Here is a 12,762-nt window from a genome sequence, read left to right as displayed (position 1 = left end):
GCCGGCCCGCCGGCCCCCGAACCCCGCCCGTTAGCTAGGCAGTACAGACGACGACATAGGGGACATAGTGCTCGACGTCAACTTCTTCGACGAGCTGCGCATCGGCCTCGCCACCGCCGACGACATCCGTCAGTGGTCCCACGGCGAGGTCAAGAAGCCCGAGACCATCAACTACCGCACCCTCAAGCCGGAGAAGGACGGGCTCTTCTGCGAGAAGATCTTCGGTCCGCAGCGGGACTGGGAGTGCTACTGCGGTAAGTACAAGCGGGTCCGCTTCAAGGGCATCATCTGCGAGCGCTGCGGCGTCGAGGTGACCCGCTCCAAGGTCCGCCGGGAGCGGATGGGTCACATCGAGCTGGCCGCTCCGGTGACCCACATCTGGTACTTCAAGGGCGTGCCGAGCCGGCTGGGTTACCTGCTGGACCTCGCCCCGAAGGACCTCGAGAAGATCATCTACTTCGCCTCGTACGTCGTGACGAGCGTGGACGCCGAGGCGCGTCACCGTGACCTCTCGACCATCGAGAACGAGATCCTGGCCGAGAAGCGGCAGGCGGAGAACAGCCGCGACTCGGAGATCGAGAAGCGGGCCGCCAAGCTCGAGGCCGACCTGGCCGAGCTGGAGGCCGAGGGCGCGAAGGCGGACGTCCGGCGCAAGGTCAAGGAGGGCGGAGAGCGCGAGATGCGCCAGATCCGCGACCGGGCCCAGCGCGAGATCGACCGCCTCGACGAGGTCCTCGACACCTTCCGCAAGCTCGAGCCGAAGCAGCTGGTCACCGACGAGCTGCTCTACCGCGAGCTGCGCGACCGCTTCGGCGAGTACTTCACCGGTGGCATGGGCGCCGAGGCCATCAAGGCACTGGTCCAGAACATGGACCTGGACGCCGAGGCCGAGAGCCTGCGCGAGACCATCCGCTCCGGCAAGGGCCAGCGGAAGATCCGGGCGCTCAAGCGGCTGAAGGTCGTCGCGGCGTTCCAGAACACCCGCAACTCGCCGCTCGGCATGGTGCTCGACTGCGTCCCGGTCATCCCGCCGGACCTGCGTCCGATGGTGCAGCTGGACGGTGGCCGCTTCGCGACCTCCGACCTGAACGACCTGTACCGCCGCGTGATCAACCGGAACAACCGCCTCAAGCGGCTGATCGACCTCGGCGCGCCCGAGATCATCGTCAACAACGAGAAGCGGATGCTCCAGGAGGCCGTCGACGCGCTGTTCGACAACGGCCGCCGCGGTCGTCCGGTCACCGGCCCGGGCAACCGGCCGCTGAAGTCGCTCTCCGACATGCTCAAGGGCAAGCAGGGCCGGTTCCGCCAGAACCTGCTGGGCAAGCGCGTCGACTACTCCGGCCGTTCGGTCATCGTGGTCGGCCCGAAGCTCAAGCTGCACCAGTGCGGCCTGCCCAAGCAGATGGCGCTGGAGCTGTTCAAGCCGTTCGTGATGAAGCGGCTGGTCGACCTCAACCACGCGCAGAACATCAAGTCCGCCAAGCGGATGGTCGAGCGGCAGCGGCCCGTCGTGTGGGACGTGCTCGAGGAGGTCATCGGTGAGCACCCGGTTCTGCTGAACCGCGCGCCCACCCTGCACCGCCTGGGCATCCAGGCCTTCGAACCGCAGCTGGTCGAGGGCAAGGCCATCCAGATCCACCCGCTGGTCTGCACCGCGTTCAACGCCGACTTCGACGGTGACCAGATGGCGGTCCACGTGCCGCTGTCCGCCGAGGCCCAGGCCGAGGCGCGGATCCTGATGCTGTCGTCGAACAACATCCTCAAGCCGGCCGACGGCAAGCCGGTCACCATGCCCACCCAGGACATGGTCATCGGTCTCTACCACCTCACCCACCTCACTCCGGGGGGCAAGGGCGAGGGCCGGGCGTTCAGCTCGGACGCCGAGGCGCGGATGGCGTTCGACAACGGCGAGCTGCACCTGCAGGCTCCGGTCAAGATCCGCCTGCGGGGCATCGTCGGGGTCGACAACGGCGCCGGCGCCGAGCCGTGGGTCGCGCCGGAGGGCTGGGTCGAGGGCGAGCCGGTGACCGTGGAGACCACGCTCGGCCGGGTCCTGTTCAACGAGACGCTGCCGCAGGGCTACCGCTTCGTGAACTACGAGATCCGCAAGGGCCAGCTCTCCGCGATCGTCAACGACCTCGCCGAGCGCTTCCCGAAGGTGGCCCTGGCGGCCACCCTGGACGGGCTCAAGGAGGCCGGTTTCCACTGGGCCACCTGGTCCGGCGTCACCATCGGCATGGAGGACGTCATCGCTCCGCCGCGCAAGCGGGAGATCCTGGAGCGGTACGAGAAGGAAGCCGACCGGATCGACAAGCAGTACCAGCGTGGTCTGATGACCGCCGAGGAGCGCCGCGGCGAGCTCATCGAGATCTGGACCAAGGCGACCAACGAGGTCGCCAAGGAGATGGACACCGCGCTGCCGCAGGAGAACCCGCTGTGGAAGATGATCAACTCGGGTGCCCGCGGTAACCTGCTCCAGCTCCGGCAGATCGCGGCGATCCGTGGTCTGGTGGCCAACCCGAAGGGTGAGATCATCCCGCGGCCCATCAAGGCGTCGTACCGGGAGGGTCTCTCCGTGCTGGAGTACTTCATCTCCACGCACGGTGCCCGTAAGGGTCTCGCCGACACCGCGCTGCGTACCGCCGACTCGGGTTACCTGACCCGTCGTCTGGTGGACGTCTCGCAGGACGTCATCATCCGCGAGGAGGACTGCGGCACCGACCGCGCCATCCCGATGCAGATCGGCGAGCGGCTGGACGGCAAGCTGGTCGTGCACACGCACGCCGAGACCAGCGTGCACGCCCGTACCCTGGCCGACGACATCAAGGGGCCGGACGGCACCGTGGTCGCCGAGCGGGGTCAGGACATCAACTCGATCCTGGTCGACAAGATCGTCGCGGCCGGGGTGGAGACCGTCCGGGTGCGCAGCGTGCTCACCTGCGAGTCGAAGCTGGGCGTCTGCGCGGCCTGCTACGGCCGCTCGCTGCCGACCGGCAAGTCGGTCGACATCGGTGAGGCCGTCGGCATCATCGCCGCCCAGTCCATCGGTGAGCCGGGTACGCAGCTGACGATGCGTACCTTCCACACCGGTGGTGTCGCGGGTGAGGACATCACCCAGGGTCTGCCCCGTGTCCAGGAGATCTTCGAGGCCCGGGTCCCGAAGGGTAAGGCGCCCATCGCCGACACCCCGGGCCGGATCCGGATCGAGGACGGCGAGCGGTCGCGGAAGATCATCGTGATCCCGGACGACGGCAGCGACGAGATCGTGTACGACAAGATCTCGAAGCGGGTCAAGCTCCGGGCCCACGACGGCGACCACGTCGAGGTCGGCGAGAAGCTCACCGAGGGCACCATCGACCCGCACGAGCTGCTGCGCATCCTCGGCCCGCGCGCGGTCCAGGTCCACCTGACCCAGGAGGTCCAGGAGGTCTACCGCTCGCAGGGTGTGCTCATCCACGACAAGCACATCGAGATCATCATCCGCCAGATGCTCAAGCGGGTGACGGTCATCGACTCCGGCTCGACCGAGTTCCTGCCGGGCGTGCTGGTCGACCGGGCGCTCTTCGAGTCGGAGAACCGCCGACTCGTCTCCGAGGGCGGCGAGCCCGCCGCGGGTCGCCCGGTGCTGATGGGTATCACCAAGGCCTCGCTGGCCACGGACTCCTGGCTGTCGGCGGCCTCCTTCCAGGAGACCACCCGGGTGCTGACGGACGCGGCGATCCACGCCCGCAGCGACTCGCTGATCGGCCTCAAGGAGAACGTGATCATCGGTAAGCTCATCCCGGCCGGTACGGGCATCAGCAAGTACCGCAACGTCCGGGTGGAGCCGACCGAGGAGGCGAAGGCCAAGGTCTACTCGATGACCGGCTACCCGGAGACCGACTACGGCTTCGGGCCGGCCAGCGGCCAGGCGGTGCCGCTGGACGACTTCGACTTCGGGTCGTACCGCTAAGCAGTAGGAACGACGAGGCCCCCGGCGGATGCCGGGGGCCTCGTCGTGTGCCGGGACCTGTCGCACATCGTGGTGCTGAACGCGGCGCCGAGGTCGGCGAGCTCAACCGTGCGCCGACCAGCCGGTCACCTGGTTCTGGTTCCGCGACCTCCTCGGCAACCGCCTGGAGGTCTGCTCCTACTGAGCTTCGGTCGGGGCATGATGGGGGGCATGACGACCCTGCCCGGGCAGGCGCCTGTCGCCCCGCAGGCGCCGCGCCATCCGCTCGATCCTGAGCCGGTCCGCTCGACCAAGGCCCGCGCGGTCTTCGCCCTTGGCCTGATCGGGGCGCTCACCGGGTTCTTCGTCGGCGGGGTGGTGCCGTCGACCCTCGCTCTCCTGCTCTCCCGGCAGGCCCGCCGGGAGGCGTACGCCTCGGGCGGCTTCCTCACCGGCGGCGACTGGCTGCGCCGGGGGGAGCGGCTGGCCTGGGCCGGGCTGGTGCTGGCCGCCGTCGCGGTGGTGGCGGCGGTGGTGATCGGGGTGGTCCGGCTGGCCGACGCCCCCTACGGCCACGACTACGCCCCGAACATCGACTGACCGGGCGGGGGAGCGCCCCGCGCCCGACCCCGCCGGCGAGCCGCGCGACGGTAGCCTGGCCGGTGTCCGCCGCGCGGCGGGCGCGCCACGTCGACAGGAGGATCCCGTGACGGAACCGGCCCCCTCGCCGGGCAGCGACCCGACCCGGTCCGTCACCGGGCCGGACGCCACCGGATCCGCGCCCGGCGCCGAGCCCGCCAGTCCGTGGGCGGCGCCGGGGGCCGGGCCCGACGAGGGGCCGAGCGCACCGCCGGAGGTCGCCAGCGTGGGGTACGCCCCGCCGCCGGTCGTCCCGCCGGCCGCGCCGGGCGGGCCCTGGTCGCCGGTCGGCCCGTATCCCCCCGCCGGGCCGTCGGGGCAGGTCGGTCCGGGTGGGCCGGTCGGGGCGTACCCGGGGCAACAGCCGTCGCCGCCCGGCGTCTGGCCGGGGTCGTACCCGGGGAACGGGCCGGTGCCCGGCGGCGGGTGGGCGGCCCCCGGAAGCGTGCCGCCCGGCGGCGCCTGGGGCCCGGTGCCGCCGGCGGTCGGTCCCCGGCCGGGGCCGGCGGTGCCGCCTCCCCCGCGCGAGGCCGTGCGCCCGCCGAAGCGGGTCGACCCGGTCCCCGGCACGCCGTTCGGCGTGGTCCACCTGGACGTGCCCCCGGTGACCTCGGGGCTGGCCATCGGGTCGCTGGTCACCGGAATCGCCTCGATCCTGGTCTCGCTGCTGGTGTTCTGCTTCGGCATCGCCGGACCGGACTACGGCGGCGCCTGGGCGGCCGGGGCGTTCACCGTGCTCGGTGCGATCGCAGGGACCGCCGCCATTGTCGCCGGCCTGTTGTCCCGCCGGCAGATCCGCCGGCCGGCACCCCCGCCGGCGGTCCGGTTCACCGGGCGGGGCCTGGCCGTGGCGGGCCTCAGCTGCGGGGGAGTGGGGCTCCTCCTCAGCCTGCTCGGGCTCGCGGTGGCCCTGGTGGTGCAGATCACGTGAGCGGCCGTCCTGGCCGCTGACCGGGGCGAACGGCCGCGACGTCCGTCCCGGGCCGTCCGGTACGCGGGCGGAACCGGGGCCGCCCGGCCGGTCGCGGCCGTAGCCGGTACACTGGTAGCCGTAGGTGCCCATCACGGGCGGGTAGGCACGATGCGACCGGCCGGCGGACTGCGACTCAGTTCTCCCGGACCGCTCCGTTTTGACCTGCGCGGCTGTGGTAGGTACTCTTTCCCCTTGTGCCCGGGCCAGCCCGGGCAATGCGTGCGTGCGCTGGAACCGGTCAGCCGGTGATCGCGCGGACACGCGACCAAAGCCCAAGATCTGGCGTTTGGGACCTCCCTGCGCCGGTGACAGAAACCCGGTACGGCGCGTGAGCGACGCACCGGGACCGTGATCGGGGCGACACGCCCGACCGCGGGTGCTGGGACCCCGTCAGGTGGCCCTGGTTGGAATGTAGGAGAGCCGTCCATCAGGCCGGCTAGAGCAGACGGCGCGGTCGCCTCGCAGCGGCCGAAGGGAGCGGAGAAACCCGGTGCCCACCATTCAGCAGCTGGTCCGAAAGGGCCGCCAGGCCAAGACGACCAAGACCAAGACCCCGGCGCTGAAGGGGTCCCCCCAGCGTCGCGGCGTGTGCACCCGCGTGTACACCACCACCCCGAAGAAGCCGAACTCGGCGCTGCGCAAGGTCGCTCGTGTCAAGCTCAGCAGCCAGATCGAGGTGACCGCCTACATCCCGGGCGTCGGCCACAACCTGCAGGAGCACTCGATCGTGCTCGTTCGCGGTGGTCGTGTGAAGGACCTCCCCGGCGTGCGGTACAAGATCGTTCGCGGCTCGCTGGACACCCAGGGTGTCCGCAACCGCAAGCAGGCGCGCAGCCGTTACGGCGCGAAGAAGGAGAAGAGCTGACATGCCGCGTAAGGGACCCGCTCCGCGGAAGGCGCTGGTCGCTGACCCGGTGTACAACTCGCCGCTGGTCACCCAGCTCGTGAACAAGATCCTGCTGCGCGGCAAGCGTCAGCTCGCCGAGCGCATCGTGTACGCCGCCCTCGAGGGCTGCCGCGAGAAGTCCGGCACGGACCCCGTCGTCACCCTGAAGCGGGCGATGGACAACGTGAAGCCGACCCTCGAGGTCCGCAGCCGTCGCGTCGGTGGCGCCACCTACCAGGTGCCGGTCGAGGTCCGGCCGGCCCGCGCGACCACCCTCGGTCTGCGCTGGCTGGTGACCTACTCCCGCGCCCGGCGCGAGAAGACCATGGTCGAGCGGCTGATGAACGAGCTGCTGGACGCGAGCAACGGCCTCGGTGCCGCCGTCAAGCGGCGCGAGGACACCCACAAGATGGCCGAGTCCAACAAGGCCTTCGCGCACTACCGCTGGTAACACCCTGGTTCCGGCGCCCACGAGGCGCCGGAACCGCCACCAGTTGTGTCGAGACGACGATAAGTAGGGATTGAAGTGGCCGCCGCAGACGCGCTCGCCAACGTACGCAACATCGGCATCATGGCGCACATCGATGCCGGTAAGACCACTACCACCGAGCGGATCCTGTTCTACACCGGTATCACGTACAAGATCGGTGAGGTCCACGAGGGCGCTGCCGTCATGGACTGGATGGAGCAGGAGCAGGAGCGCGGTATCACCATCACTTCCGCCGCCACCAAGTGCGAGTGGAAGGGCCACACGATCCAGATCATCGACACGCCCGGCCACGTCGACTTCACGGTCGAGGTCGAGCGGTCGCTGCGGGTGCTGGACGGTGCGGTCGCGGTCTACGACGGTGTCGCCGGCGTGGAGCCGCAGACGGAGAACGTCTGGCGGCAGGCGGACAAGTACAACGTCCCCCGGATGTGCTTCGTCAACAAGCTCGACCGGACCGGTGCCGACTTCTTCCGCTGCGTGCAGATGATGATCGACCGGCTCAACGCCACCCCGCTGGTGCTCCAGATCCCGATCGGGCTCGAGGCCGACCACATCGGCGTCGTCGACCTGATCGGCATGCGCGCCCTCACCTGGCGCGGGGAGACCCAGAAGGGTGAGGACTACGCGATCGAGGAGATCCCGGCCGACCTGGCCGACTCCGCGGCCGAGTGGCGCGAGAAGCTGATGGAGACCCTGGCCGACGTCGACGACTCGGTGATGGAGAAGTACCTGGAGGGCGAGGAGATCTCCGTCGAGGAGATCAAGGCCGCCATCCGTCGGGCCACCATCGCCGGCAAGGCCAACCCGGTGCTCTGCGGCTCCGCGTTCAAGAACAAGGGCGTCCAGCCGATGCTCGACGCCGTGGTCGACTACCTGCCGTCGCCGCTGGACATCCCGGCGATCGAGGGCACCGCGACCGACGGCGAGACCCCGATGCAGCGGAAGCCGTCCGTCTCGGAGCCGTTCTCGGGCCTGGCCTTCAAGATCCAGACCGACAAGCACCTCGGCAAGCTCACCTACGTCCGGGTCTACTCCGGCGTGGTCGAGTCCGGGTCCCAGGTGGTCAACTCCACCAAGGACCGCAAGGAGCGGATCGGCAAGATCTACCAGATGCACGCCAACAAGCGGGAGGAGCGCAGCTCCGCCAAGGCTGGCGACATCATCGCGGTCCAGGGTCTGAAGCAGACCACCACCGGTGACACCCTGTGCGACCCGGCGAACCCGGTCATCCTCGAGTCGATGACCTTCCCGGAGCCGGTCATCGAGGTGGCCATCGAGCCGAAGACCAAGGCCGACCAGGAGAAGCTCAGCACCGCCATCCAGCGGCTGGCCGAGGAGGACCCGACCTTCCGCGTCAAGCTGGACGAGGAGACCGGCCAGACGGTCATCTCCGGCATGGGCGAGCTGCACTTGGACATCCTGGTCGACCGGATGCGCCGCGAGTTCAACGTCGAGGCGAACATCGGTAAGCCGCAGGTGGCGTACCGCGAGACCATCCGCCGCGCGGTGGAGAAGGTCGAGTACACCCACAAGAAGCAGACCGGTGGTTCCGGCCAGTACGCCCGGGTCATCATCAGCCTGGAGCCGCTGCCGCTGGACAACGACTCGCCGACCTACGAGTTCGCGAACGCCGTCACCGGTGGCCGTATCCCCCGGGAGTTCATCCCGTCGGTGGACGCGGGCGCCCAGGACGCCATGCAGTACGGCATCCTCGCCGGCTTCCCGCTGGTGGGTGTCAAGCTGACCCTGGTGGACGGCCAGTACCACGAGGTCGACTCGTCCGAGATGGCGTTCAAGATCGCCGGTTCGATGGCGCTGAAGGAGGCGGCCCGCAAGGCCGACCCGGCGCTGCTCGAGCCGATGATGGCCGTTGAGGTCACCACTCCTGAGGAGAACATGGGTGACGTCATCGGCGACCTCAACTCCCGTCGTGGCATCATCCAGGCGATGGAGGAGCGCGGCGGTGCCCGCGTCGTCCGGGCCCTGGTGCCGCTGTCGGAGATGTTCGGCTACGTCGGCGACCTGCGGTCGAAGACCCAGGGCCGGGCTAGCTACAGCATGCAGTTCGACTCCTACGCCGAGGTTCCGGCCTCGGTGGCCAAGGAGATCATCGCCAAGGCGACCGGCGAGTGACCCTCGCCTGAGCCGATCCGATGAGCCGGGGACGGTCGCGGGAGGGATCTCCCGCCCGCGACCACCTCGGTCGGGTTGTGTGAATCCGGGCCTGTAGGCTTCATCGCCGCAGAACCCACCAAGGCTCTCCGGCCGTCAGGCCGGAAAGGCTGTCGACAGAGTCCTAAGCGCCGAACCTGGCGCACCGGGGCGAACGAACCAAGAAGTCCACAGGAGGACACCAGTGGCGAAGGCGAAGTTCGAGCGGACTAAGCCGCACGTCAACATCGGCACCATTGGTCACATCGACCACGGTAAGACGACGCTGACGGCGGCCATCACCAAGGTCCTGCACGACGAGTTCCCGGAGCTCAACCCGTACACCCCGTTCGACGAGATCGACAAGGCGCCGGAGGAGAAGGCCCGCGGCATCACGATCTCGATCGCGCACGTCGAGTACCAGACCGCCAACCGGCACTACGCGCACGTCGACTGCCCGGGTCACGCGGACTACATCAAGAACATGATCACCGGTGCCGCCCAGATGGACGGCGCGATCCTGGTGGTCGCCGCGACCGACGGCCCGATGCCGCAGACCCGCGAGCACGTGCTGCTGGCCCGCCAGGTCGGCGTGCCGTACATCGTCGTGGCGCTCAACAAGAGCGACATGGTCGACGACGAGGAGCTCCTGGAGCTCGTCGAGCTCGAGGTCCGCGAGCTGCTCTCCTCGCAGGAGTACCCGGGTGACGACCTGCCGGTCGTCCGGGTCTCGGCGCTGAAGGCCCTCGAGGGCGACCCGGAGTGGACCGCCAAGCTCCTGGACCTGATGAACGCCGTCGACACCGCGATCCCGCAGCCGGAGCGCGAGACCGACAAGCCGTTCCTGATGCCGATCGAGGACGTCTTCACGATCACCGGTCGTGGCACCGTCGTCACCGGTCGCGCCGAGCGCGGCATCCTCAAGCCGAACGAGGAGGTGGAGATCGTCGGCATCCGCGAGAAGTCGATGAAGACCACCTGCACTGGCATCGAGATGTTCCGCAAGCTGCTCGACGAGGCCCGGGCCGGCGAGAACGTCGGTCTGCTCCTCCGCGGCATCAAGCGCGAGGACGTCGAGCGCGGCATGGTCGTCATCAAGCCGGGCACCACGACCCCGCACACGGAGTTCGAGGCGACGGTCTACATCCTCTCCAAGGAGGAGGGTGGCCGCCACACCCCGTTCTTCCAGAACTACCGCCCGCAGTTCTACTTCCGGACCACGGACGTCACCGGCGTCGTCACGCTGCCCGAGGGCACCGAGATGGTCATGCCGGGCGACAACACCACCATGACGGTGAAGCTGATCCAGCCCATCGCCATGGAGGAGAACCTCAAGTTCGCGATCCGCGAGGGTGGTCGTACGGTCGGCGCGGGTCGCGTCACCAAGATCATCAAGTGAGCTGGGTAACCCCGATTAGCGCTGCCGTGCGGTAGTACGGCATACTGGTCAGGTTGCGTAACGACGGTTAGTCGCCTGCGTCCGGTGCATGCTGGACCTCCGGGCGGACCAACAGTCGCGCGTAGGGTGGTTGATCGCCCCTGGCGGTCAACCACCCTCGCACGGCGTCCAGGTCGCGGTAACGCGATCGGCGCCATGACCCACCGCGTGGTCAGAGAATCGCTCCGGAGGCCCGGGGCGGAGCCTGGCCCTCGGGCGCGACACGCCCGACCGCGGGGGTCGGCGGAAGTGGGCCTGTACCAGCCGGTACAGGCGCCCGCAACACAGCGGCATCGAGAGAAGGAACAGAAGCCACCATGGCGGGACAGAAGATCCGCATCCGGCTCAAGGCCTATGACCACGAGGTCGTCGACTCCTCGGCTCGGAAGATCGTCGAGACGGTGACGCGTACCGGGGCGCAGGTCGCTGGCCCGGTGCCGCTGCCCACGGAGATCAACCGTTTCTGCGTTATCCGCTCGCCGCACAAGTACAAGGACTCGCGCGAGCACTTCGAGATGCGCACGCACAAGCGTCTGATCGACATCATCGACCCGACCCCGAAGACGGTCGACTCGCTCATGCGCCTCGACCTGCCGGCTGGCGTCGACATCGAGATCAAGCTGTAGGGACCGGACAAATGGACAGGCAAGTCAAGGGGATCCTGGGCGCAAAGCTCGGCATGACCCAGGTCTGGGACAACAACAAGGTTGTCCCGGTGACCGTGGTTCAGGCCGGCCCCTGCGTCATCAGCCAGGTTCGTAGCGCCGAGAAGGACGGTTACTCCGCGGTCCAGCTGGCGTACGGCACCATCGACCCGCGCAAGGTCAAGAAGCCGGTCGCCGGGCACTACGCGAAGGCGGACGTCGCCCCGCGCCGGCACATCGTCGAGCTGCGGACCACGGACGCCGCGGACTACTCGCCGGGCCAGGAGGTCACGGTCGAGGAGTTCCCCGCCGGCGTCACCGTCGACGTGACCGGCAAGACCAAGGGCAAGGGCTACGCCGGCCCGATGAAGCGGCACGGCTTCCACGGTCTGCGCGCCAGCCACGGTGTGGAGCGCAAGCACCGCTCGCCGGGCTCCATCGGCGCCTGCGCGACCCCGGGTCGCGTCTTCAAGGGCACCCGGATGGCGGGTCGGATGGGTGGCGTGCGCTACACCGTTCAGAACCTGACGGTCCAGGCGATCGACACCGAGAACAACCTCCTGCTCGTCCGCGGCGCCATCCCCGGCCCCAAGGGCGCGCTGGTCCTGGTCCGTACCGCGGCCAAGGCCAAGGTGAAGAAGGGCGGTGCGGCCAAGTGACCACCGTTGACGTCCTCAACGTCGAAGGCACCAAGAGCGGCTCGGTCGAGCTGCCGGCCGACATCTTCGACGTCCAGGCCAACATCGCGCTGATGCACCAGGTCGTGGTGGCTCAGCTCGCGGCGGCCCGGCAGGGCACGCACAAGGCCAAGACCCGCGGCGAGGTCTCCGGTGGAGGCAAGAAGCCGTACAAGCAGAAGGGCACCGGTCGTGCCCGCCAGGGCTCGACCCGCGCGCCGCAGTTCGCCGGCGGTGGCGTGGTCCACGGCCCGGTGCCGCGCGACTACAGCCAGCGCACCCCGAAGAAGATGAAGGCCGCCGCCCTGCGTGGCGCCCTCTCGGACCGGGCCCGCGCCGGCCAGGTGCACGTCGTCGAGGCGTTCGTCTCGGGCGAGAAGCCGTCGACCAAGGCCGCGCTGGCCACGCTGGCGAAGCTGACCGACGCGCGTCGCGTCCTGGTCGTGCTGAGCAGCACCGACGAGCTGAACTGGGTGTCGCTGCGCAACGAGCCGCGGGTGCACCTGATCGAGGCCGGCCAGCTCAACACGTACGACGTGCTGGTGGCCGACGACGTGGTCTTCACCAAGGAGGCCCTGGACGAGTTCCTGGGCGTTCCCGCCGAGACCACCGAGGAGGGTGGCAAGTGAGCACGATCGCCGATCCGCGTGACGTCATCGTCGCGCCGGTCGTCTCGGAGAAGAGCTACAGCGAGCTGAACCGCAACTGGTACACCTTCCTGGTGCACCCGGACGCGAACAAGACCGAGATCAAGATCGCTGTCCAGCAGATCTTCAACGTCCGCGTTCTGTCGGTCAACACGCTCAACCGCGAGGGCAAGCGCAAGCGGACCCGTAGCGGGTTCGGGAAGCGCAAGGACACCAAGCGGGCGATGGTGAAGCTGGCTGACGGTGACCGCATCGAGGCCTTCGGCGGCCCGGTCAGCTGAGG

At 69.0% G+C, this 12,762-nt stretch carries 11 protein-coding genes and 1 pseudogene; all 12 read left to right on the top strand.

All coding sequences use genetic code 11. From position 1 onward, the window contains the following. Nucleotides 1-67 precede the first annotated feature (67 nt). The 12 genes and pseudogenes from ACGFI9_RS27745 to rplW all read left to right on the top strand — a co-directional run bounded on the left by ACGFI9_RS27745 (nt 68) and on the right by rplW (nt 12,760). The gene (locus tag ACGFI9_RS27745) at nt 68-3,955 is read left to right on the top strand and encodes a DNA-directed RNA polymerase subunit beta' (protein WP_393182435.1); all 3,888 of its coding nucleotides are present in this window, start codon (nt 68-70) and stop codon (nt 3,953-3,955) included. Nucleotides 3,956-4,032: 77 nt separating this feature from the next. Continuing rightward, nucleotides 4,033-4,139, top strand: a pseudogene (locus ACGFI9_RS27740) (VOC family protein); the annotation flags it as partial. A 26-nt stretch (nt 4,140-4,165) separates the two neighbouring features. Then, nucleotides 4,166-4,534 (top strand): hypothetical protein, encoded by a 369-nt coding sequence (locus ACGFI9_RS27735; protein ID WP_393182433.1) that lies wholly within the window; start codon nt 4,166-4,168, stop codon nt 4,532-4,534. 571 nt (nt 4,535-5,105) lie between these two features. Beyond that, on the top strand, nt 5,106-5,504 hold the full coding sequence (locus ACGFI9_RS27730; protein WP_393182502.1) for a hypothetical protein: 399 nt from the start codon (nt 5,106-5,108) through the stop codon (nt 5,502-5,504). Between the two features lie 532 nt (nt 5,505-6,036). Continuing rightward, nucleotides 6,037-6,411, top strand: a complete 375-nt coding sequence (gene rpsL / locus ACGFI9_RS27725; protein WP_007465318.1) for a 30S ribosomal protein S12 — start codon at nt 6,037-6,039, stop codon at nt 6,409-6,411. 1 nt (nt 6,412) lies between these two features. Next, on the top strand, nt 6,413-6,883 hold the full coding sequence (gene rpsG / locus ACGFI9_RS27720; protein WP_358069101.1) for a 30S ribosomal protein S7: 471 nt from the start codon (nt 6,413-6,415) through the stop codon (nt 6,881-6,883). A gap of 75 nt (nt 6,884-6,958) precedes the next feature. Then, nucleotides 6,959-9,055, top strand: a complete 2,097-nt coding sequence (gene fusA / locus ACGFI9_RS27715) for an elongation factor G (RefSeq protein ID WP_393182431.1) — start codon at nt 6,959-6,961, stop codon at nt 9,053-9,055. 223 nt (nt 9,056-9,278) lie between these two features. After that, nucleotides 9,279-10,472 carry an elongation factor Tu gene (tuf, locus tag ACGFI9_RS27710; RefSeq protein ID WP_393182429.1) on the top strand — a complete coding sequence of 398 codons (1,194 nt, stop codon included), beginning with the start codon at nt 9,279-9,281 and terminating at the stop codon, nt 10,470-10,472. Between the two features lie 356 nt (nt 10,473-10,828). Beyond that, nucleotides 10,829-11,137 carry a 30S ribosomal protein S10 gene (rpsJ, locus tag ACGFI9_RS27705; protein ID WP_007073037.1) on the top strand — a complete coding sequence of 103 codons (309 nt, stop codon included), beginning with the start codon at nt 10,829-10,831 and terminating at the stop codon, nt 11,135-11,137. Between the two features lie 11 nt (nt 11,138-11,148). Beyond that, nucleotides 11,149-11,814, top strand: coding sequence for a 50S ribosomal protein L3 (gene rplC / locus ACGFI9_RS27700; protein ID WP_393182428.1), 666 nt, complete (start codon nt 11,149-11,151; stop codon nt 11,812-11,814). After that, nucleotides 11,811-12,461 (top strand): 50S ribosomal protein L4, encoded by a 651-nt coding sequence (gene rplD / locus ACGFI9_RS27695; protein ID WP_393182426.1) that lies wholly within the window; start codon nt 11,811-11,813, stop codon nt 12,459-12,461. Before rplC ends, rplD begins: the two co-directional genes overlap by 4 nt. Further along, the gene (rplW, locus tag ACGFI9_RS27690) at nt 12,458-12,760 is read left to right on the top strand and encodes a 50S ribosomal protein L23 (protein WP_393182424.1); all 303 of its coding nucleotides are present in this window, start codon (nt 12,458-12,460) and stop codon (nt 12,758-12,760) included. The genes rplD and rplW overlap by 4 nt, the downstream gene beginning before the upstream one ends. Nucleotides 12,761-12,762 lie beyond the last annotated feature (2 nt).

Origin of the sequence: Micromonospora sp. NPDC048930 (genome assembly GCF_043197935.1) — a bacterium.
Taxonomy (GTDB): Bacteria; Actinomycetota; Actinomycetes; order Mycobacteriales; family Micromonosporaceae; genus Micromonospora.
Note: the sequence above shows the minus strand (reverse complement) of the source record. Positions and strands in the feature narration are given on the sequence as shown.